The sequence below is a fragment of the Sphingobacterium spiritivorum ATCC 33861 genome (assembly GCF_000143765.1).
GTDB lineage: Bacteria > Bacteroidota > Bacteroidia > Sphingobacteriales > Sphingobacteriaceae > Sphingobacterium > Sphingobacterium spiritivorum.
The window spans coordinates 1,840,266-1,863,882 of record NZ_GL379770.1 but is presented as its reverse complement, the minus strand read 5'-3'; the positions used below and the strand labels follow the sequence as shown (position 1 = coordinate 1,863,882).

Genomic DNA, 23,617 nt, shown 5'->3' with positions numbered 1-23,617 from the left:
AATATATAAATGATGAAAACTAAAATTAACAGATACAGATGTTTCGCGGTATCCTGCCTTTGCGTCGGATTATCATTATTTAGTAGCTGCGAAAAAGGTTTAGATTATGTCTCCTATGGTGACTTGAATAATGTAGTAATGACCCCCGAAGGTATTGGTGCCGCAGTAACGACAGCTTACACAGGCTTGGTTGGTGGTACAGACTGGCAGGGAGGCTGGACTTCAGCATCTCTCTCCTGGCGTGCACAAAACTTTATTTCTACTGATGAGGGGGATTGTGCCTGGGGAGGAGACTGGCAGAGAATGCCTGTGCTTAACTTTTCTCCGGATTTTGCCTGGGTGACAGACCATTATGGTCGCTATCTACCGTTTATTTCACGTATTGCCATTACATTGGATGATATGGAAAAGGTCGCAATGGATGAAAATCTTAAAAAGCGTTATACAGGTGAACTGAAAGCACTCAGGGCGAATTACGCCATGATGCTGTATTTTGCTTACGGCCCCTTGACTATTATTACGGATGCGAAGATAGCTGCTGATCCTAAAGCAGCTCCTGTTCCCAGACCATCCAGTGCGCAGATGGTCAAGCAGATAGAAGATGATTATCTCGCAGCAGCAGCAGTACTCCCGGATAGATGGACAGGCGGAGACTACGGACGGTTTTCTAAAGCGGCTGTATTAACAGGTCTTATGAAATTGTATATGCATGAAAAACAATGGGACAAGGCTGTGGCCGCCGGCCAACAGATAAAAAGTATGGGCTATTCTCTTCAGCCCAATTATCAGGATTTGTTCAACATCAATAATAAAGGAGGAGCTTCTCCGGAAATTATACTTCCTATTGTATGTACGGCGACAGGAGGCGATCAATATACAAATATGTGGCTTGCTCATGCTTTACCAGCCGATTATAAAGATCCGTCAGGAATACCATTAACTGCCTGGGGAGGATATAAGATGCGCTGGACGGCATATGATAAATTTGATAAACGGGATAAGCGGCTTACACTAATATTGGAAAAGTATCCTATTGGCAAGGATGCCAATGGAAATATTATCTACAAAGATGCACGTGCTATAGGAGATCGTGGAGCTGTTCCGATGAAGTTCGCTCCGGATCCGTCTAAGATCAACTCGCAGAACAGTGCCGTAGATTTTCCGGTATACCGCTATGCGGATGTCCTGCTGATGCTGGCTGAAAGTATAAATGAAGATAAGGGAGGACCTACAGAAGAAGCATATACGGCAGTCAATCTGGTCCGTCAGCGTGCAGGTCTTCCGGATCTTCCTTCCGGCTTAAATAAAGCGCAGTTTCTGGAAAAGATACAGGACGAACGTTTGTTTGAGTTGTGGGCAGAGGGCTGGCGCAGAGATGATCTGATCCGTTGGGGATTATATATCAAAAGGGCGATAGATCAGGGATCTACAGTGGCTAAACCAGAGTTTGTACTTTATCCGCTGCCACGTGAAGCTATTAATCAAAGTAATGGGGTGATCAAGCAGAATCCCGGCTATAATTAGAAGAACTGTTCGAATCTAAACTTGAGGACAGCCTGCAGGCTGTCCTTATTTTTTTTATGTGCTAATGAATACCTTTTCTTAATAATTTTTAGATTGTGGCCATTTTTCTACATTTTAGGGGCAGTATTTTTCTTCGTATTAAATTATATATATTGTATATTGTGCTGGGAATGAATAACCAATATATTCGAAAAATATAAGGTTGCAAAGGTTTAAAATTAATTTTTCTGATAGCTGACAATCAGTGTTGGCTTTATGTCGTCCAGTAATAATTTATAAAAATTTTAGAGTACTGCTTTTCTTTACTTAAAGAATGTAATTTGTTTAAATTTTTATCGCTTTATTCTTTATTTTTCAATTCAAATCAGAATTATATTTTTGATTGGATTTTACATGTAAGAAACGATTAAGCGAATTTTCAGATTGAATTATATTTTGTTAAAATATTTACACTAACTATAGTATCGTTTTTAGCCTAAACAATTGCTATTAATTTATTCTTTATTATAATCAGGATCCGGGAATATTCCTTATGAGTAGATGTTGTGGTTTAAGTCATTAATATTGAAATTATAAGAAATGAAAATTTTCATTGTAGATCAACAATGTATTGCTATTGAGGGAGTCGCTAATGTATTGCGAAAAAATGGCTGGGGTAATATTGCAGGATTTGCAAATAATGTTGCCGAAGCTGTATTATGGCTTCAACAGAATGAGACTGACCTCATCATCACAGAGACAAGATTTTCAGATGGCAGTGTCTGTGAGCTTATTAAGTATGTCAAAGAAAAGTTACAACAGACTAAAATACTAATTCTGAGCGGAGAAAATAGTGTGCGTAAAGTAAATGAACTCTTTCGTCAGGGGATCAGCGGTTTTATAGATAAGCATAATAATTGTCAGGAAATCCTGCATGCTATCGCGTGCATCCAAAAGGGGGAAGTCTACATGGGAGAGGATTTACGCAGGCGTATTCTGGAAAGGTTTTCATATTCTTCAAATGATGCAGAACCTAAAGATGTGGCGACTATTCTGGGAAGACTTACTAATCGTGAAATTCAAATTATTCAGCTTATTTGTGATGGACACAATAGTAAAGTTATTTCGGAAAAATTATTTATCAGCTTTAACACTGTAGAAACACATCGGAAGAATATCTTTCAAAAGCTTAATATTAAAAATTCCCTGGGGTTACTTCGCCTGGCCATACAATACGATCTTATTTGAAGGAGTATATACTTCTTTGCTATTCCCAATCCGGCATCCAAGCATTTGTAAATAATAACTTTCGGGATGTTTCGTTTGTGATTGCAATCTTATAAATATCTTTCTGAGAAATTCCGTCATTGGAGGTCTGTGTGAAAATAACCTCTGCTTCGTTCGGCGAGAATCTGGCATCAAGATCATTGTATCCGGCAGGTATCTTTGTAAATGCTGATAAATCTGTTTTTGTATTATCAACTAAGTTATAGAGAAAAATATGGCTTTTCAATTGTCTGTAATCCTGACTTTCATATCCTGATATATCATGCGTATAGAGTATTTTGTCTCCGCTTACTGAAAAATTTATACCTCCTGCAGCTCCTTTTACATTCTCCAATATACTATGTTGTACATTTCCTAATATATCAATAACATATATCTTTGTTTTGTATCCATCTATATCGTTGGTTTTCAGTGCTATTTTGGAGCCGTCATTACTCCAGTCGCATTCTGATATAAAGCTTCCGTCTGGTGTGCGGTAAATCATCTCCGTACCACTTCCGTCCTTATTTACCCGATATAGTTTATCAAAATTCGGATACACTATTTCTTTACCATTTGCACTCCAGGCAAAATCCAGTTCAGTAATATTGAATCCTGCAATCGGGATAGTCGTAACTCTGGATAGTGCTGAGCCATCGGCTTTAGTTGTAAAAATATGCGCATTACCATCTGTGACCCGGATAAAGGCGAGCACTCCGGCAACATTACTTTTTCTGACTCGTAGTGAATTTGTTTGGTTACTTGTCAGATTAAAAGACTGATTGTTCTCATCAGATGAAACGATCAGATAATTATCACCCGATTTTCTGACATAATGAAATCTGTTCTGAGGGGTCTCCGAAGTAGTTAATTTATATGAAGGACTGAATACTTCAGCGTGAATACTGTCAGACGCAACAACCTGCCAAAAATAACTCGTACCATATTCCAGATTTTCCAGTTGATATGATTTATCTTTAATATTTTTAATATCGCGGATGTCTCCAGATTTATTGTTCTTGATAATCAATCTATAGCTGAGACTGTCTTCATCAGGATCTGTACAATTCCATGTCAGTTTGACACTAAGAGGTAAATTTATTGCGTTATCAGCCGGACTAATGAGTTGCGGTACTGTTGGAGGAGAGTTTAATGACTTGTCATCTTTCATTTCGAAAACCAGACTCACCGATTGATCTGCGTTTGTAAGGTTGGCTCCCTTTATTTCTGTTACATAGCCATTCAATTCTGCTTTTATTGCATAATCACCCAAAGGCATACCCTTAATTTCAAATGTCCCGTCAGAAGCAGAGAAGACTGTCTGTGTGGTTGGCGACGACGTAATTTTTACATTAGCAAGAGGTTCATTTGTTTTGAACTTTACGACCATTCCCTTGACGGTGGCGGTTACAGTTTTTTCAATGAGTTCTTCGCTGCAGCCTGTGCAGTAAAAGTAAATGATGAATATTGCCAGGCCGAGTTTTAGATATGTTTTCATGCTACTTAGGCTTATTTTTTTTAGTTTTTGTATCGAAATAGTATTGAATACCAATTCCGAAACGGAATATATTGTCTTTTCTTTTTCCGCCGACATAACCGTCCAGATTGTCTTTAAATCCGAAGTCGTACCCTCCGAATCCACGGATACCAAAGCTATGGTGCGGAAGATATTCAATTCCGGATCCGACATTAAAAAAGGGATAAACAGGGCTTAGATACCGACTACTGAGACCAGTCAATGCAAATCCGCTATAGATATAAGGGGACAGGTTATCATCCGGCATAAAAATATATTCCATATTGATATCCGTACTGTTAGATTTTTTCTTAAAAATTTCTTTATTTTCCAGATAAAAAGCCGAATGCGCTATTCCGAGACTGAGCCTGTCGTTAATAAACAGCCGTATACCTGCCTGAGGGCCTATCCGCGTCCGACTATTTTTATAATCACCTTTAAGGGTATGACCGCCGGCTCCAAGATAGAGCCCTATATTACCTCTTTTGGGATTTAATATTCTTCCGTCTATCCTGAGATTATCATTGAGTTGTTTTTCCTGCAGGTAAGATTCAAGAAGGTCGTTGAATTCAATTTTCTGCTGATCATTTACCATCCACAAATTCTCCTTATATCCTTCCATAATCAAGGAATACACCGCTTTCTCTATTGCTTCTTTTACAGCCAGATGCACAGGTTCATTTTTAGTAAACCCTATTTCGGCCTCCAGTAAACGTTCGGGATCGACGTAGCGGAAGAAAGAAGCGTTTACTGACTGTGATAGTATAGTTTTGGAAGTGTATACAGTCTTGAGTATCATGCCGTTATTGGTAGATACGGCCCGCAGATATACCGAGATACGATCCTGACGGTATTGAGTGCCGCCTCCTATGCCAAAGTAACGGGCACCGACTCCGCCTGTCACAAGATTAAAATCATAGGAAATAATACCTCCTTCGATAATCAGCCCTGCAAATAGAAGAGGGGGGAATATCGGGGAAGTCGCAGTGTTTTGATTCTGCAGATTTGCATATTCCTGCCGTGTTGATTTAATGATCTGCCGCTCATTGAGCAGATCACTTATATTTTCACGTTCAATGGTTGTAAACCACCTGGAATCTTCCAGCGCTTTGAGCAGGATGGATGTAGTACCTTGCGGAATAGCAGTACTCCAGTTTGATATATTATCGGAGGCTTTATATTGTCCGGTCTGATCTTTGAATTTGTATACGGCAACTACTGTTTTTTCTTTGGGGACAGGAAGCGTTCTTAACATTCTGGTATAGGGAGTCACTTCTCCAAATGTAGAAGGCTCCTGCCTGGTAGGCGCTTTTATTAATGCACTGCAACCAGATATAAAAAGCAATATAATAGGAAAAAAATATAGACTTTTTGTGTGTTTACATTTAACATGCATATGCTATGAGGCATTAAAAGTAAGAATGTGTTTATGGTATATTGGGAATATTTATGACTGTTTGTTCTCCTGTATTGATATCAATGATGTTTATATTGAGCCCTCCGTAATATTCAGCTATGGTGATATTCATTGTGCCGAGTGAGTAAACACCCGGTTTCATCGGTTTTTCGCCTGTTTCATCTCCGAATAAATCTCTTGAGATCTTATTCAGGATTTGCCTGTTGAGGTTATCTGTAAAACTTCCTATAGCTGAAGCCGGCTTATATGATGGTTGTTTATAATCATCAAATTGATTTTGGGCATTTGCAGAACTTAGTAACCATTGATAGTTAAATGTGTCTCCTCCGAAAGCAGGATTAACAGGCTTATATACAAATTGCTGAGCATAAACCTCCTGTTTCCCCATGCCGTATAATCCTAGTATTAAGATTAAAAAATGAGTATATTTTTTCATGTGTAATTTGTTTTTTCATGTTTAATACCTGAGCTACATCTATAAATTCTTTTAAGTAGCAGAATTATCGTGTTGGTAATAACCCTTAGATGCTTTTATTGTATATGAACCAGTTAAATTCCTTTGTTTATCAGATTTCTGTTTTTATTATAATTGCTGATTTGCTGTAGGCAGAGTTGCAATTGCAAATTGAGATATTCTTCGTTAGGTATCGCTCTCAATGTAAAGATGGTCAGATCTTCTACTTCTATACTGATGATTCCATTATTGCTAAAGGAAGGTAATTCTCTGAGTGTAATTGTAAACGTATATTTTTCACTAAGTTGACTGTATTGGTTGAAGAGCATATCAAAAAATTCTTTTCCTATTTTGCTCTTTGTATTGTCTACCATAATACCTTTAATGGTATAATCTTCTTTGGCAGCTCTCTTTAAATTTGCCATATTGGTAGTTTGGATTAAATTTTGCGTTTGTGTATTAGGTTCAATATTTATAAAAACCGAATCTTTCGAGATTAGTATATTTTCTTTTTCATTTCTTATAAAAAGATAGATTTTTAACTGATCCTCTTGTGTAATATTTAGGGATATCCCTGAAAGAAGTTTTTCCTGATTTGGTTGAATAACAAATTTTCCTTCTTGCTTATTATTAGATAAATTTCCTGTTTTGGATTGTTTGATTGCAATCAAAAGGTAATTAAGGTCATAAATAATATCATCGTTGTTAATCGCTTTCGCTTCTATATTCAGTAAGTCTTCCGTCCGCTTCGTATCTATTGCAGCTTTAATATCAGTTACATTCGTATTGGGCTGCGCTGAAAGGATAGCGGAGAGACAATTGAAAATGATCAGTTGAATGACTTGTTTGATATTCATGCTGTTACCCTTTGCTATTTATTTAGCATCTGCAGAGTTTTATTATGCCCTGAAATCTCTACAGACATTCTGTCTGAAATGGAATTACTACCAACTATTTCGATTGTATTATTTTCCCCGAATATTGAAATATACATACGAGCAGGATTTGAATATTGACTATCCTGATAGTAAATGTTGTTTCCATTACCTTGCTGATGGCTGATTAGAACATCATTTTCCAAATAGACAGTTGTCGTGTTACTTAGCCCGTTTTGTATAATTATGGCTTCTGCATTCAAAGGATTTGACTCATGAGGCAGTATATTCAGTAACTCCATAACATTGGATGCGTTAAAATTCTCTATACTGTGTTTTTTGTTTTTTTCCTGTGCATATAAATCACTTATTCCGGAAAAAGAAATACCTGCGGATAACAATGCTACCAGATACATAGATTTTGGCATAATTTCTACAAGGCAGGAAAGACTGATGAAATATTAGAGTATAGCTATACAATAGATCATCAATCTTTCCTTTAGTTAGTGTTAAAGAATAGTGTTAGTTGCTTTGGAAGATAGTCATCATATTTCCCATACCTGTCTGAATGCCCATATGATAATTCTGATCCCCCAATTGTGTCACATAGGATGAATTAGCTATACCTGTTTGAAAGTCAAATGCAGAATTTGTATTTCCGGTTTGGCTCTGTGAAATCAGATTCAGCGAACCTGTCTGTGAAGCAACTGCAATATTTCCGTTTCCTGACTGATCCTGTAAGTTGAGATTTAAGAATCCGTCTTGTACTGATGTAGCATTATTTGCGTCTCCATTTTGAGTTTGGATGGATGCATTCGCAATACCATCCTGAGTAATAGCCGCACCATTATTAGTACCTGATTGTGTTTGTAAAGCAAGGTTGGCTACTCCGTTTTGCATGGACTGCGCTGATTGACCATCACCTGACTGTGTCTGGATTGTTGCGTTTAGTGCACCTGTCTGGTTTGCATAAGCTCCATTATTGCTACCTAATTGTGTCTGGACAGTTAAGTTCGCAATACCATTTTGAATAGAAGCAGCAGTGTTACCCATACCAATCTGATTTTGTACTGTCAGATTGAGTGAACCATCCTGATCGACAGTCGCAGTGTTTGAAAATCCCAACTGATTTTGAGCGCTGATGTTTAAAAATCCGTTCTGATCTGTTGCGGCATTATTAGACATCCCTATTTGATTTTGCCGTCCTATATTAGAAGACCCATCCTGATTGACAGTCGCAGTGTTAGTTATTCCTAATTGATTCGTGATGTTGGAATTTGATGCCCCCAGCTGAGTTACATCAATACTGTTGCCCAGCCCGATACTGTTTGATTCATTCTTGTTGTTTGAGCCGTTTTGATTTGTTTTTGCCAGATTTTGCGCACCTAGCTGATAAATCGTATTGTGGTTTTGAAGGCCTACTTGCGTGACTTGCGCATTGTTTGCGATACCAGTCTGGGTTGTGTAGTCCTGATTCCCTTGTGCTGCAGCAAAACTTACACTTGTAAGCGCACATGCTGTAATTAATAGCTTTCTCATAACGTTGTGTGTGTTTGGTTTTTGTTTTTTTCAAAACTATAAAACAAACTCTGTTGACAATATCACCGGTTTAGTGATATTGAAATATCACATAAAAAAGTGATGCCGTCAAATGAGCCTGAGAAGAATGCTTATAAATAACAGAAACGCTTATCGCCAGTTATAAAATGTACGTTTTTTGAAAGTATAGCTTACCCCCAGTGAGACTGTCAATGTTCCTTCTCCCCGGCGTCCACCAACCTCTCCATCAAAACTGTCCCCTACGAAATTACCACGCACATCAGCAGTGAAGTGTAAATTCTCCGTAAGAACGAATGTATTCAGTACACCTAGATTAGGACTTATTTTAGTAGCCTTAGGTTCATTTGCGGTCATCATTATTCCAATACCCGCATAAGGCACAAAGGAATATATACGTTCATTGTCATAGCCATCTATGACATTGTTCATGTTGACCAATATATCTGCGTGCGCATATAGGTACTTGAATTCTTGTTTTTGAAGCCTTTCTGCTGCATTATACACCTCTCCGGTTGAGTGGCTTCCATTCTGTGTGAGTCCTTTGATCTGAAAACCATTAATACCTGCACGAATACCTGTATTTGCATTAATCCACTTGCCAGCATACAAATCGAAATTTGGAGTGATTCGTTTGCCAAAAGGGAGCTGTTTGTTATGATCTCCGAAATATATCTGCCCACCTACACCTGCTCCGGCAAACCAGGGGTTATAAAAAGGGCTGTTTTTCCGTTGTTGGAATTTTGGTGTTATGGTAACAGGATCTGTTGTTGATGCGTAGATTTGTGTCGCAACCGACAACAATGAAACCAAAAGAATAGAATACTTTCTTCTCATGTTAGTGAATTTAGTGTGGATTTAGTTTTTGCTTAGGGGTGTTCTAAGTTAACTTTGTCCAGTGCGTTAGTGTGCTGTAAAATTAGTTTCTTTAATTTTCGTGATAACATTTTTTTAGGAAAATCTTTAAAGAAGTAGCTTTTAGGCTACAAAAGATAGAAAGAGTCACTTTTTTATCTTTTAAGAATGAAAAGAAAAGTCAGCAAGTTGAATTTTCATTAATCAAAAGAAAAAGAATAAAATGAGATACTGGTTCGTTGGATAAGAAAACAGTAATTAAACAGTCCCGTTAGCTATTTCAGGATTCTTCTGAAATACGAAATATAAAATAAAAGTTGCAATAAGAAGATTTCGTTTTATATTTGCGTTGTTTTTAATCAGTCTAAATAATTGGGTTTGATCTTGTATATGTGGTTTTTATCTACACGTTTATCTGAATAATAAATCCAATAGCTTATAAAAATAACGCCATGCACAAGACGGCAATCTTTTGCATGGCGTAAAAACTACTATCAGCGGCAACTGATTGTAGTTGATCTACTCAGCAAGCTGAGCAGATCACTCCCGATACTTTAACATATGGAAGAATCTGCAAGATAGAGAAAAATAAAAAATTAAACTATTTCTTATTCAAATATCTTCTTGTCATTTCTTTTCATAAAGAGTTGAAACAATAAATACATACAATATTCAACATATTATGAAATACTTACCTCTATTATCTCTTCAAATCTCTTCTGAGAGAGGAGTTGCTCTGTCTCTGCAGAACATAAGCGCCTTAAAAAAAGGTGCCTCAAATCCGTTTCGATAATATATTAATTCCGTTTGTCAGTCCATGTACAGATTGCCATACTTCTGTATCTTTTCGGGTATGTCAGTTTGTCAATGGAGATACTAAACTATGCTCAACATTTAATTCACATAATATAAACAACCACACACACATAATTCAGCACACTCATGAATAAACTATTACGTTTGTTATTTTTTTGTCTCCTTTACCTGAGCGGGTCAGCATCTTATGCTCAAAGCCTGTTTTCAGTTGAAGGAATAATTTTAAATGAAAATGATCAGCCTGTTTCAGGAGCTACGATCAAACTGGATCCTTCAAATCTGGCAACAACATCAGATACCGAAGGTCATTTTAAAATTGCCAATGTGAAATCAGGCAATTATGAATTACAAATAAAAGCCTTTGGATACAGTAAGTATCAGTCTGTTTTACTGGTTAAAAATCAATCACTGGATCTGGGACAAATCAAATTATCTTCAAAATCAGAATCTATTGATGAGGTCTCTGTTTACGGACGATATTATCAGCAATATAAACTGGACAGTATTTCAGGTTCACTCCGGTTAAAAACACCTATTCTGGAATTGCCTCAGAATATACAGATCATATCGGCGGATCTTATGGCGGATCAGCAGGTGTTTGATATTGTAGATGGTATTACACGCAATATCAGCGGTGCGACACGTCAGGGACACTGGGATAATCAATATGCCAATCTGAGAATGCGCGGATCAAAAATTCCTGCCTTTAGAAATGGTATGAATATAGAAGCTTCCTGGGGGCCTACAGCTGAAGATGCATCTATGATAGAACGTATCGAGTTTGTAAAAGGTCCTGCAGGCTTTATGCTGGCAAATGGCGAGCCGGGCGGATTTTATAACGTGGTGACCAAAAAACCTTCAGGTCACACGAAAGGATCTGCAAGTTTCAATATGGGGAGTTTCAGCACATACCGCGGCGCGCTGGATTTTGATGGTAAACTCAGTAAAGATGGTAAATTGTTGTACCGTCTTAACGTAGCCGGACAGCAGAAGGATTACTTTACCAAATACAACTACAGCAACCGTATGGTAGTTGCACCGGTATTGACCTATAAGATTGATGATGTGACTTCACTGACAGTAGAATATACTTATCAGGGATCTACTTACCTGACAAATGGTAACTATACCTTCTCTCCAAAACAATATGCAGATCCGGACATTGCCAACGATTTCTTCTATGGTGATCCGTCCTTTGAACCGAGTAAGATCAAAGATCACAGTGCCTATGTGTATTTTGACCACCAGTTAAATAAAAACTGGAAATTACATGCTCAGGTTGCTTATTTCAATTTCAATATGATTGCAAACAGTACCTGGTTAAATTATATGAAACCTAACGGTGATATGCCGCGCAATCTGAGTATTGCTGATGAGGCAGGAGAGAACAGATTTGCTCAGTTTTCATTCACAGGAGAGGAAAAGACAGGAGGAGTAAGACACCGTTTGCTATTCGGAGGGGACTTTGGAAACAAAAAATTCTGGGGTGACTTCAGAACATTACTGGATTCTATTCCGTTTGCATCCCTTAATGTATACGATCCTAAATACGGTATTCCTGGAGCTGTATTACCAGCTATAGACAGGTCTAAGAGTGTAAAATTGAGAGCCGGAGGAAGTAACTACGTCTCTTCTGTCTCTTACACCTCATTCTATGCACATGATGAGCTGGCCTTTTTCAATGATCAGCTTCGTCTTTCTTTAGGTTTACGATTCACAAATGCGGAGACTGTGGGTAAGACTAATGCCGCTGACGTGAAGGACAATGTATGGAGTCCGCGTGCAGGATTGAGTTACTCCATCGACAAATCGATGAGTGTATATACCTTGTATGATCAGTCATTTGTTCCTGTAGCGGGTGTAGATTGGGAAGGAAATGCATTTAAGCCGATCAGAGGTAATAACCTAGAGGCAGGGGTAAAGAAAGAGTGGTTTGGAGGTCGTTGGATTTCGACAGTAAGTGCTTACTCTATCAGAAGAGAAAATTCATTGGTAACAGATCCGGATCCGAATCACGTTGTTAACGGACAGACTTTCCAGGCACAATTAGGTGAAACAAAATCTAAAGGGATTGAACTGGATATTACCGGAGAAATCTTAAAAGGATTAAATGTCAATGCCAACTATGCACTGACCGACTCTAAAATATCGAAAGCAAGCGACGAATCAACAATAGGAAACATTACACCAAATACAGCAAAACATACAGCTAATACCTGGTTGCAATACCGTATCCAAAACGGAACATTGAAAGGATTTGGGCTAATGGGAAGTGTTCAGACAATGTTTGACAGAGCTGTAGGTACTACAAAAGAATCAAACTTCAAAAACTATGTACGCACAGATGGTGGTCTGAGTTATCAAATGGGAAAATACAATATTTCCTTATTGGTGAACAACCTGCTGGACAACAGAAAGCTACTGACAGCAGGATCTTTTTCAAAGGCAAATGCTGCAACTCTTGCTAAGGGAGGAGTGGACTACTATACTTACATTGTAGAAGCAAAGCGCAATATGAGACTTGGTGTCACCTACAAATTTTAAGCAAAAATAGTAGATTTCCAATTAATTAACCCTGCAGCGTATCAATGAAAGTTGATACGCTGTATTTGTTTTGGTGAGTATTACATTTTAAAATTTCTGACTAGTAGCGGAATGTAAACTTTCAATTGTACTTCTAATAATATCTGCAACATTTGACTTGATTATTTGTTATCAATGTAATATACTCTTCGGGAATCATATCCCTAACAGGGTGGTACAAACTTATTATAAAGCTTATGAAATTACTAATCCTTTTATTTACCGCCTTTTTTATCGCTTTGTTGGGTTCAAAGTTTATGTATGGATTTTGGGATTTTGTGTTTGCCGGAAATCTGGGCATGAGTGTATTTATCATCTTTACGGGATTATCACATTTTAGATTTCAAAAGGGAATGGCTATGATGATGCCCGATTATATACCGGCAAAAATGTTTTTTGTGTATCTCACCGGTATTCTGGAAATCGCTGCCGGTATAGGGCTGATGATCCCGCGGTTACGTGCGTTGACAGCTTTATTACTTATTATATTTTTGGTAGTGGTGTTTATAGCCAATGTCAATTCTTCCAGGAAGATGATCAATATTTTCAAAGCCGATTACACAGGTCCCGGCATGAATTATCTGTATGCGCAAAGGCTTCCTATGCAATTGATCCTTATTGGGTGGACCTGGTATTTCGGACTTTATTTAAAATAACATATTCCAAAGAATATAGTAGAGGTTAACAAACATATTATTGATTATAACAGGTTGATCTTGAATACAATGTTCGTTCATAAAGACTGCAGGATAATCTGGTGTTTATAATATGTCTACACCAAAATTCGTAGTTTTCTGTATGTAAAATAGCATAAAACAAATACAATTGTTTGCTTCCCTTACTTAATAAAACTACTTTTGTTTATTGATGAACAAGATAATACCAAATATTTCAATGCATTATAAGCGATATTTTTTCGTATTCGCCGCTATACTTTTGGTATTACTAACCTCATGTGTCGTCAAAACAAGTATCAAAAATCTGGCAGGTATTCCTGTTAAAACAGAACAGAGTATACCTAAAGGCACCCAAAATTTTTCTGCAAATGCAATAGAAAAATGTGCGCAATCCGATGCTTCAGATAAGCAAATCGTTCAAAAGAAATCTTTTGATGCGAACGATTTACTGCCTGCCGTTATCTTTACGATTACGTGTCTTTTTCTATACGCCTTACAACCTGTAAGCAAAGAAAGTAAGCACCCGCTTTATAGTGATAGCGGGAAAATCCACAGTTCTATTCCTATCTTTCTCGAATACCGGAAACTTATTCTTCATTACACTTGCTAATTCCCTTTTTTCCTGTTGACCGCACCTGTTCAATGGGTTGTATTTCTATTGATTTCATTTTAAAATAATCTATGGTCGCCCTTTGCGACCTGTCCAAAATTTGTAGAGTAATATGATAAAACATATTATGGCGACCGCATTATTCTGGTCGGCCGTTGTTGTTATGTTTCCAATACATGCACAGCAACAAAAGGAACATACTTTAGGCAGCCTATGGTCTGAAGTTGAAGAAAATTATCCGGGCGTTAGTGTAAGAGCTTCAGCAATTGCTGCTGCAAAGTTCAACCAACGAGCCGTCAAAGGCAATATGCTCCCACAGATAAATGCGCAGGCACAGAATACATACGGAACTTATGAAGGAAGTGCCGGAGCATTTTTTCCACAGGCAGGTTTTTTCAATGTAAGTGGTTCAGCTATACCACTTGGCGGAAGTTCTGTGGCCGCCAATACCTTTGGTTCTGCTACTATCCAGTGGGAAGTATTTTCCTTCGGAAAGCTTAGCAAGCAGAATGAGGCTGCAGGAGCGTTATATCACAAATCGGTCAGTGAGAAAGATGCGTATTTGCTCAACCTGAAAAAAGCGTTATCTGAACGGTATATCATTCTCCTGTATAATAATGCCAAGCTGCAGTGGGTAGAAAAGAACGCCAAACGCCTCAACGATATACGCAAAATAACTTCCGCCATGTCCGCTTCCGGCTTGCGACCTGCAGCAGACAGCCTGCTCGCTTCATCCTCGTATGTACAGGCTATGGGTGAACATGATAAATGGAAGGGCTTTGTAAAGGCCGCTTATATCAAGCTGTTGGATTTGTACGGTCATGATACCATTAATTATACCGCATCGGCCAACCGATTTGAGAACATGGCAGAAAATAGATTCGGCAAAAGCAAGATTATAAATGTCTCGCACCCTGTTTTAGATGCTTTGGATAAGCAATCTGAGTATTACATGTTAAGCGGAGAAGCACAAAAAAAATCTTCTTTACCTTCCATCAACCTGCTGGGCGGATATGCGTATCGGGGCACTGGTATCAGTCCGAACGGAACGGTATCAGGAGCCTGGAAAGATGGATTTAACAATACCACCAGCAACTTTTTGGCAGGTATCGGTATCACATGGAATCTGACCAGTCTGTATACAAATCGTATGAAAGGTCAGCAGCTTTTTAAAGAAGCGGAAAGCAGCAGATTTTTACATGCACAATATGAACAGGCTATGCAGGCTGATTTATCCGCTGCGCAGGCAAAAATCATTCAGCAGTATAGCCAACTTCAGAAAACAAAGCTTGCTGTGCAGCAGTCTAAGGATGCATACCATATGTATCAGGCAAGGTATAAAAGTGGATTAATCACCTTGAGCGAACTGTTGCAGATACGCATCTTACTCGAACAGGCGGAGAACGCCCATATTGAGGCTTCCCGTGATTACTGGGTATTGCTGGCTTACGAGGCAGAACTGACTGCTGATTTCGACTTTTTGTTTAACAACCTTTAATTAATCGTATATGAACATAATAAGATTTGCGTTAAGAAAACCTATTGCGATTATGGTTGTCGTACTGGCAATAGCTTTCTTTTCCTACAATACCATAAAAAAAATAAACATAGATATATTTCCCGAAGTGGAATTACCTGCGATGTATGTTGCTATGCCGTATGGCGGATTATCACCGGCATATATGGACGGCTTTATGGCAAATGAGTTCCAAAAGGTTCTCCTGTTTGTGAGCGGTGTCAAAAATATTGATTTTAAAAGTGTACAGGGCCTAACCCTGATGAAGCTGACCTTTTATCCGGGGACGAATATGGCACAGGCTGCCGGGGAGGTGTCCACATCCGTTTCCCGGGCAATGGGCTTTTTGCCACCCGGAGCCGTCCCACCGATGGTGGTACGTTTTGACGGAAGTTCGCTTCCGGTAGGTAATCTCGTTTTTGAAAGTGATCAGCGTTCTGTTAATGAAATACAAACATTGGCATTGACCAAAATCAGGCCGATGTTTGTACAAATTCCGGGTATTACCTCTCCTGCACCTTTCGGTGGCAATGTGCGTTCCATCGTTATCAACATTGACCCCGACGCTATGCAGGCGAACGGGTTAAGTCCCGAAGATATAACGGTTGCCATTACCAGAAACAGTCTTCCGTCACCTGCCGGAAATATCCGGATAGGAGAGGAAAACCTGATGGCACCCATTAATTCCATTGCGAAGGGACCGGAAGAGCTATTGAAAACCCCTGTCAAAACAAGTGCTAACCGCACCATATATGTAGGCGATGTTGCCCGTGTAGAAGACGGCGCAGACCAGACCGTAGGTTACGCTTTGATAAACGGCAAACGTTCGGTTTACCTGCCCATTATTAAAAAAGCAGATGCTTCCACACTGGATGCTGTGGAAAACCTGAAAAATGCCATTCCGATGCTGAAAGATCAATTGCCCGAAGATGTAAAGGTCAGCTATGAATTTGACCAATCCAGCTATATCGAACGCTCTCTTTCCAACCTTATCCACGAGGGGATTTTAGGAGCGGTTTTCACGGGGTTGGTCATATTATTGTTCCTGGGCGATACACGGGGAGCTATCATTGTTGTATTTACTATTCCGATTGCCGTTCTTTCCGCAGTTACGACCTTGTACCTTTTCGGGCAGACCATCAATATCATGACCTTGAGTGGTCTTGCTCTGTCTATCGGTATTCTTGTCGATGAAGCTACGGTAACGATAGAGAATATACATCAGCATATGGAAATGGGCAAGCCCAAACAGCGGGCGATTGTGGATGCTTTGTTGGAAATCTCTATTCCTAAATTGCTGATATTGCTTTGTATTCTTGCGGTATTGACCCCAGCCTTTATTATGACAGGCATTCCAAAAGATATGTTTATGCCTTTATCGATGGCAGTTGCCTTTGCCATGATAGCTTCCTTTCTGGCTTCGCAGACTTTTGTGCCTATACTGGCAAACTGGATGATGAAGAACAAACACAACTCAAAAACCATTTCAGCAAGAAAACGGGCATTCTTTGACAAATTCCGTGTCAATTATTCCTACAGTATGCGTAAATGGTCAACCAAAGCCGTACCGCTTTTTATCGTGTATGTGTTGGTTGCTTGTGTTATCACAGGTTTACTTTTGACTGTTGTGGGTACAGATGTAATGCCTGTGTCCAATAATGGTGATTTTCAGTTACGTATACAGGCTCCACAGGGAAGCAGAATTGAAAAAACAGAACAGATTGTCAAAGATATTACCAATGAAATCAAAGCCGAACTGCCTGAAAACGGACTGAATATTACTTCCGCATTTATCGGGATGCACCCCGCAGGTTCGCCCATCAACCCGATATTCCTTTTCAGTAATTCTTCCCACGAAGCGGTATTGCAAATATCCGTTAATCAGAAGGTGTACGGCGGATCAATGGAAGAATTTAAAGAGAAAGTTCGTAATAAGATAACTGAGAAGCATCCTGAAGTTGCTTTTAATTTCGAACCGATGGAGCTGACCGAAAAGATCATGGGACAGGGCGCAATGACACCGATTGAAGTTAAAGTAGGCGCAGGTCAGGTAAAAGGTGCTTTTACACATGCCTCAAAGATTGAAGCTAATCTGAAAAAAGTTCCGTATCTGCGGGATATCCGTATTGCAGAACCCATTACTTATCCGAATATGGAAATTGAAGTAAACCGTGACCTTGCCGGACAGTTCGGACTGACAATGCAGGATATTACCCGCAGTCTGGTTACGGCGACCTCATCTACCCGTTTTACGGACAAAAACCTTTGGATTGACCCGAAATCGGGATTGGTATTCCAGACTCAGGTACAGATACCGGAAGGTATGATGTCGGAAGAAAGATTGCGGTCACTTCCTTTGAAAGCGGGAAGCCTTCGTCCTGTACTGGAAGATGTAGCGACTATACGCAGGGTGACGGCTCCGGCACAGGTAAACCGTAAGGGGCCGAACCGTTATGTAACCATTGTTGCCAATGTATACGGGAAGGATCTGGGTACAGCTTCCCGGGCAGTGAAACAAGCCATTAAAGATGCAGGAGTACCGCCGCGTGGTACGACTATCTGGACAGAGGGAACATTACAATTGTTGAATGATACATTAGGAAGTCTTCTGGCTGGTTTGGGTGTGGCCATTATGGCCATATTCCTGATGCTTTCGGCTTATTACCAATCATTCAAAGTTCCTTTGATTATCCTTTCAGTGTTGCCTGCCGTAATTGCAGGCAGTCTGATTATCCTTTTCTTTACAGGCAGTACGCTCAATCTGCAATCTTATATGGGTATTATTATGTCACTCGGGGTATCGGTTTCCAATGCGGTACTATTGGTCAATCAGGCGGAATATTACCGTAAAAAATTACTCTTGAAACCAGCCAACGCTGCAAGACTTGCCGCTTCCTCAAGGCTAAGACCTGTACTGATGACTGCTGCAGCAATGCTTGCCGGAATGTTGCCGATGGCAATGGGTTTAGGCGAAGGAGCAGAGCAGGTAGCCCCTTTGGGCAGGGCGGTTATCGGTGGTCTGATTGCATCTACCATAACCATCTTATTACTTGTACCACATTTCTTTTCTTCCCTGATGTCAAGGACTAAAGTTATTAGCCCGTCATTAGACCCTGATGATTACGAAAGCAGGTATTATGCAGAACAGTCCGGTAAACAAACGATATCATAAACTTTAAAATTAGCATTACAATGTATCACAGCATTTCAATAAATAGAAAAAAAGCAGCTCTATTGGCATTGACCATATTATTGGTATTGTTACTTTCGGCTTGTTCGCAAAAAGAACAGGAAAAGACACAAGCGAAAAAAGAGTATGCAAAATCCATGAATTATAAGACAGCACATGTACAGGTTATTAATCCCGAATATGAAATATCCGTTCCGGCAGAACTGAAACCCTATGAGCAGGTCTCCGTGTATGCAAAGGTTACCGGATTTGTACAACGGTTGTACGTAGATAGAGGGGACAGGGTTAGGAAAGGTCAGCTTTTGGCCGTATTGGAAGCTCCCGAAATGCAGCAGCAATACCTTTCCGATAAATCTAACGAGCAAAAGGTTTATAGCGATTACCTTTATGCAAAACAGGCGTATGACCGATTGATAACGGCTTCCAAAACAACCGGAGCCATTGCAGATATTGAACTCGACAGGGCTAAAAGTGTAATGGAAAGTGCCAAATCTACTTATGATGCTTCCAAAGCAGGCACAGCTCATTCATCGCAATTACAACAGTATCTGCGCATCACCGCACCGTTTGACGGTGTGATAACCCAAAGGAATATTTCAGTTGGTGCATTAGCAGGAGCAGGAAGCAATATACCCTTGTTTATGATAGCGCAGAGTAATAAGCTCCGCCTGACGTTATCCCTGCCCGAAAAGCACGCATCATCTGTTCAGCAGGAGATGAACGCTACGTTTACGGTCAGCTCTCAGCCGGGTAAAACATTTGACGCCGGACTTTCCCGTACCTCGGGACTGCTTGACCAGCAAGACCGGTCGCTTACACTGGAGTTTGATGTAAACAACCCGTCGGACGAACTGCAGGGAGGAGATTATGCACAGGTCAAACTGAAATTAAAACGTAAAAACCCTACTAATTGGGTACAGACAAGAAGTATATTAAATACACAGTCGGGAACCTATATTTTGACATTAAATAACGATGAAGTAAAACGGATTGCTGTACATGAAGGTATTCGTTTAGATACACTGACGGAAGTTTTCGGTAATCTGGATCCGGAGGACAAAATTATCATCAAACCATCGGAAGAGATTAAGGAGGGAAGAATAATAAAACAGGACTCTTTGAAGTAAAGCAGGCAATAATATGTAAAAGAAAAACATCCTTACCAGCATTATGGTAGGGATGTTTTGTTTGAAATCAGTGTCAGATTGTTTTTGAAGGTATTCGTATGATGAATGACCCAAAATATGGCTGATAACAGGGATTGTTTTATTCTTCACTTCTCTCTAATATTGAAAAGTACGACGAGTAGAGATTTGAAGAATGAAAATAACAGTATTGTATATCCTTTTTATGCTGACTTCAGTTACCGCCTGCACGCAGGAAATAAAAGACAATTCTTCATTAGTTTCTACAAAAATGAAGACCATACATACGGTTCCTTATCTCACCCGGGAGGATAATTTTATCTATGTAGATAAAACAAGTTTGAAACCTGTTATCGAACAGAAATTCAAGACTGCATCGTTATTTACACCTACAGGCTTTGCAATTGTAGGAAATGAAAAGGGGGAATCTTCAATCATAGACGAAACAGGAAAAATAGTTTTGCATTATTCCGCTGATGAGATCAATATCGATGTTATCAATGGTCTTACATTTTATAAAAAAGAAATTGAGTACGAAAAGAAAATGCCCGTCTGGAAATGGGACTGGAATATCATGGGAAGTGGTGTGAAGAAAGAGCAGACTTACCATAAAGTTGAGATTGGTGTTTTAGAAACCAAACAAGTCTTACTTAGCGAGGATGTTCCATACCTGGAAGATGAGTATTCCCTGAATTTTGTTTCAGTAGATGAAAACCATGTTTTTTGGAATAGAAGTCTTTACGAAATCAAAAAAGGACGCCTAAATAAAATTGAGAATAACATTACTGAATTATTAGAAGATAAACGCTTTATTAAAGCTTCAAATGCAACATTTTCGGTATATGAATTGAATCAGAAAAAAGCAATTTATAATAGTTTGAAAGGTACCGAAGCCCTTTCATTCAGATTTGGAAATGAAACTATAACATTGAAAGAAGTAAACAAAGAGCGCTTTGAACCAGAAGTTCCTAAGCTCCTGTCAAACAGCAAAACCAATGATGTATATGTTTTTCCGCAATATGAAAAGGCATTTCCTAAACAAATTACAAAGGCTACGGCTTCACAGATCAATTTCATTAAAAAGACCTCTTTGGTTTATTCTATAACCAATTCTCCTTACTTTCTGTTGGGGGTTTTTAATTACGATAATGATGTCTGGGCGTACGACTGGCTTTATATAGATACAAAAGGAAATGTTGCAGATACTATAGACCCCTATAATTTTAAGGTCTTGGATCAGGTTGGATATCTGGTTTGGCCGGACAGAAAAATGATTTTACCCAATCAGTTCAATAAAAAAAACTGGAAGTTTGGGAAAATAAGTTATTATCAGGGGATGAATGATTTATATCTTATCCGGATTGAAGACGAAAAAGAAGTGAGAACAATGGGCTTGTGGAATAGCAAAACAAAGGCCTGGGAGATAAAACCTGAACACAATGATATTTCGGTTTTGGATACCGAAAAAGAAATCTATGCCCTTCAAAAAGAGAAAGATGGTCTGTATACACTTTATGATAATAAGAATAAAAAGAATATAGGATCGAATGCTTATAAATCCATTAATTCGGATGGATTAGTCAATGCTAAGCTCCACGAAGGCGAAACCATTTACTATTATATAGATATTTATTCCGGAAGAGAATACAAAGAAAATTAACAATACATTTCAAAAAACTCTAAAACTATGATTTTTAGAACGCTATTTGCTGTTGCAGTCTTTATGATGTCATTCTCATCTTTTGCACAAATAAGAACAGGAGTTTATTTTTCTTCTGATAAAAAATACAATGAGATTATTGAAGAACTTGGAATTCCGGTGCCGGGAAATCCGGTGATGATTGTCACATCCTTTGTTCCAAACAATGGAAGTTATGTCTGGTATCTGAATGAAAGCAAAGCTAAAGCAGGCTCTTCTTTAGTAGATAATCCCAAAGATTTACATGCAGGTATTTTTCTGGAAGATCACGGCGGATTAATTCCGCAAATAATTTTTAAAGACTTTGCAAAAGGTCTTGCACAGCCCCGATATCTCATTAATTTCTGTGAGGTTGACGATGCGGATAAAAACGAGTTTCCGGAGTTTTACCTTACTTATTTTGAAGAATCAGACGGGTTAGATGCCAAACCCCTGAAAGTGATTGTGTATACCAATACGGGCGGAAAAAAACTTTCAAAGTCCAAGATTACAGGATGGATTCCTTTTCAGGAGGAAGATCAGTATCGTGAAGAAAGAGATGCAAATTTCAAATTATTGCCCAAAGCGATAAGACTGAAAGCTGAAAAAATATTGAAAAATGCTAAAAACGGACTGAATTAGCCTATATATAAATGATAACCACATCAAAAAAATTACCCATACTAAATAAAAGATCAATGAACAAAAAATATCTGTCAATTTGTCTGTCTCTGTTTTTGTTAAGCTCATGCAATCAAAAAAACAAGGACAATCCTAAATCACCGATGAATGATTCGTTGCAAAAGACGGTAGATTCTGTGATTATTCAGAAAGAAAGCGCTTCATTATCCAATCAAAAGGATACTGCTGAAGAATGGTTGAAAAACATATTCAAAACAAAAGAATCTGACCGATATTTCCCGGATTACAACATAGAAGAAAAACTATGTACAAAAAGGTTTCAGGAATTTATAGCTGAATCAGGTGAACTATATGGTCCTTCCAACTTAACAGACGCAGAATATCCTGCTGCTGAAAAGAAATATATAGCCAAATGGTCCGGAATATATCCTATTGAAGAACGCGAAATGTGGCTTTTTGGAAGAGGGAATGGGGATATTGGAGAACTAAAGCAATTAAAAATAAATAAGGTTAAAGAGGGGATATACGATGTGTTTATTGATTATGGAAACGGAATAAAGACGCAAAATGAAGTTACGTTAGTTTCTGAAAGCGGAGCCTACAAAATTGATTACTGTAAAACTAAATTTTTAGAATAGGAGAACCTTTATGCCTGACAGCTGTTAGGTATAAACCAAAAACCACTATTATCAGGGATATTCTCATCCAGCAGCTTTGGTTATCTTTAATTCAAAGATTATTTAAAAATAAGACAGTGAAATATTGCATCATTTTAGCTTCTTTTTTGGTACTGTCTGGTTGTAAAACCAATGCTCAGAAACTGAATGTTACGACTATTTACTCAGAGACCGATCGGGTTACAAAAGAAGTTCCTGAAACAGGCGCAGTACATACTTATACAACCCGTAAAGAAGTTACAAAGCGCCTTAATCCTATGATTGTTATGACTTCCAAAAATGCTGAAATACTGAAATTCCGGATACAGGGAAATATCAGTTCCGGTGGACTTAACATTAATAAGATCAGGAAAATTCGTTTTGAAAAAGGACAGCAGAACGGTAATAACATAACGCTGAGATACTTTGCAGAAGTCAAAAAGATTCCAGGTAAAGAAGGCTCTGATGTAGTGGGTTATAATTATACAAAAGATGAAACCTATAAAATCCCGGGCGACGTTAAAATAATAAAAATTGAATTGTACGAAGACCGAATCAAGAATACATCTGGTACAACCCCAAAGCTTATTGCTGAACAAACCTTTAATTTCTTTGCAAAAATATAAACAACTGGGGACTAATTCGAGGAATATTAAAGTAG

19 protein-coding genes are annotated in these 23,617 nt (G+C 38.7%); 12 read left to right on the top strand and 7 right to left on the bottom strand.

Annotated elements, in window-relative coordinates; translation table 11 throughout:
* Nucleotides 1-9: 9 nt before the first annotated feature.
* Together HMPREF0766_RS08205 and HMPREF0766_RS08200 are read left to right on the top strand one after the other, a co-directional pair.
* Nucleotides 10-1,524 (top strand): RagB/SusD family nutrient uptake outer membrane protein, encoded by a 1,515-nt coding sequence (locus tag HMPREF0766_RS08205; RefSeq protein ID WP_248676717.1) that lies wholly within the window; start codon nucleotides 10-12, stop codon nucleotides 1,522-1,524.
* Between the two features lie 579 nt (nucleotides 1,525-2,103).
* Nucleotides 2,104-2,751, top strand: coding sequence for a LuxR C-terminal-related transcriptional regulator (locus HMPREF0766_RS08200; protein ID WP_002995556.1), 648 nt, complete (start codon nucleotides 2,104-2,106; stop codon nucleotides 2,749-2,751).
* A 19-nt stretch (nucleotides 2,752-2,770) separates the two neighbouring features.
* Here HMPREF0766_RS08200 and HMPREF0766_RS08195 read toward each other — a convergent pair whose 3' ends face one another.
* The 7 genes from HMPREF0766_RS08195 to HMPREF0766_RS08165 all read right to left on the bottom strand — a co-directional run bounded on the left by HMPREF0766_RS08195 (nucleotide 2,771) and on the right by HMPREF0766_RS08165 (nucleotide 9,425).
* Complete coding sequence (locus HMPREF0766_RS08195) at nucleotides 2,771-4,267, bottom strand: carboxypeptidase regulatory-like domain-containing protein (RefSeq protein WP_002995553.1); 1,497 nt, start codon at nucleotides 4,265-4,267, stop codon at nucleotides 2,771-2,773.
* 1 nt (nucleotide 4,268) lies between these two features.
* Nucleotides 4,269-5,630, bottom strand: coding sequence for a CsgG/HfaB family protein (locus tag HMPREF0766_RS08190; RefSeq protein WP_236590495.1), 1,362 nt, complete (start codon nucleotides 5,628-5,630; stop codon nucleotides 4,269-4,271).
* An 82-nt stretch (nucleotides 5,631-5,712) separates the two neighbouring features.
* Complete coding sequence (locus HMPREF0766_RS08185; protein ID WP_002995548.1) at nucleotides 5,713-6,138, bottom strand: curli production assembly/transport component CsgF; 426 nt, start codon at nucleotides 6,136-6,138, stop codon at nucleotides 5,713-5,715.
* 113 nt (nucleotides 6,139-6,251) lie between these two features.
* Nucleotides 6,252-7,013 (bottom strand): CsgE family curli-type amyloid fiber assembly protein, encoded by a 762-nt coding sequence (locus tag HMPREF0766_RS08180; RefSeq protein WP_002995546.1) that lies wholly within the window; start codon nucleotides 7,011-7,013, stop codon nucleotides 6,252-6,254.
* 14 nt (nucleotides 7,014-7,027) lie between these two features.
* Complete coding sequence (locus tag HMPREF0766_RS08175; RefSeq protein ID WP_002995545.1) at nucleotides 7,028-7,459, bottom strand: hypothetical protein; 432 nt, start codon at nucleotides 7,457-7,459, stop codon at nucleotides 7,028-7,030.
* A 94-nt stretch (nucleotides 7,460-7,553) separates the two neighbouring features.
* Nucleotides 7,554-8,570 carry a hypothetical protein gene (locus HMPREF0766_RS08170; protein WP_002995543.1) on the bottom strand — a complete coding sequence of 339 codons (1,017 nt, stop codon included), beginning with the start codon at nucleotides 8,568-8,570 and terminating at the stop codon, nucleotides 7,554-7,556.
* A 150-nt stretch (nucleotides 8,571-8,720) separates the two neighbouring features.
* Nucleotides 8,721-9,425, bottom strand: a complete 705-nt coding sequence (locus HMPREF0766_RS08165; protein ID WP_002995541.1) for a hypothetical protein — start codon at nucleotides 9,423-9,425, stop codon at nucleotides 8,721-8,723.
* Between the two features lie 960 nt (nucleotides 9,426-10,385).
* Between HMPREF0766_RS08165 and HMPREF0766_RS08160 the strand changes: the two genes are divergently transcribed.
* The 10 genes from HMPREF0766_RS08160 (at nucleotide 10,386) to HMPREF0766_RS08115 (ending at nucleotide 23,582) form a co-directional block, all read left to right on the top strand.
* Nucleotides 10,386-12,803 carry a TonB-dependent receptor gene (locus HMPREF0766_RS08160; RefSeq protein WP_002995540.1) on the top strand — a complete coding sequence of 806 codons (2,418 nt, stop codon included), beginning with the start codon at nucleotides 10,386-10,388 and terminating at the stop codon, nucleotides 12,801-12,803.
* Nucleotides 12,804-13,039: 236 nt separating this feature from the next.
* Complete coding sequence (locus HMPREF0766_RS08155) at nucleotides 13,040-13,498, top strand: DoxX family protein (protein WP_002995537.1); 459 nt, start codon at nucleotides 13,040-13,042, stop codon at nucleotides 13,496-13,498.
* A gap of 238 nt (nucleotides 13,499-13,736) precedes the next feature.
* A complete protein-coding gene (locus HMPREF0766_RS08150; protein ID WP_236590496.1) occupies nucleotides 13,737-14,129 on the top strand; it encodes a hypothetical protein in 393 nt (130 codons plus the stop codon).
* A gap of 112 nt (nucleotides 14,130-14,241) precedes the next feature.
* A complete protein-coding gene (locus HMPREF0766_RS08145) occupies nucleotides 14,242-15,627 on the top strand; it encodes a TolC family protein (protein WP_002995531.1) in 1,386 nt (461 codons plus the stop codon).
* Nucleotides 15,628-15,637: 10 nt separating this feature from the next.
* Complete coding sequence (locus tag HMPREF0766_RS08140; protein WP_002995529.1) at nucleotides 15,638-18,817, top strand: efflux RND transporter permease subunit; 3,180 nt, start codon at nucleotides 15,638-15,640, stop codon at nucleotides 18,815-18,817.
* A gap of 20 nt (nucleotides 18,818-18,837) precedes the next feature.
* A complete protein-coding gene (locus HMPREF0766_RS08135) occupies nucleotides 18,838-19,962 on the top strand; it encodes an efflux RND transporter periplasmic adaptor subunit (protein ID WP_002995527.1) in 1,125 nt (374 codons plus the stop codon).
* A 193-nt stretch (nucleotides 19,963-20,155) separates the two neighbouring features.
* Nucleotides 20,156-21,640 (top strand): hypothetical protein, encoded by a 1,485-nt coding sequence (locus tag HMPREF0766_RS08130; RefSeq protein WP_002995524.1) that lies wholly within the window; start codon nucleotides 20,156-20,158, stop codon nucleotides 21,638-21,640.
* Between the two features lie 27 nt (nucleotides 21,641-21,667).
* Nucleotides 21,668-22,300: a hypothetical protein gene (locus HMPREF0766_RS08125; RefSeq protein WP_002995523.1), complete on the top strand. Its 633-nt coding sequence runs from the start codon at nucleotides 21,668-21,670 to the stop codon at nucleotides 22,298-22,300.
* A 56-nt stretch (nucleotides 22,301-22,356) separates the two neighbouring features.
* Nucleotides 22,357-22,938, top strand: coding sequence for a hypothetical protein (locus HMPREF0766_RS08120; protein WP_236590497.1), 582 nt, complete (start codon nucleotides 22,357-22,359; stop codon nucleotides 22,936-22,938).
* A 116-nt stretch (nucleotides 22,939-23,054) separates the two neighbouring features.
* Entirely contained in the window at nucleotides 23,055-23,582 is a 528-nt protein-coding gene (locus tag HMPREF0766_RS08115) for a hypothetical protein (RefSeq protein ID WP_002995519.1), read from the top strand.
* Nucleotides 23,583-23,617: the final 35 nt, after the last annotated feature.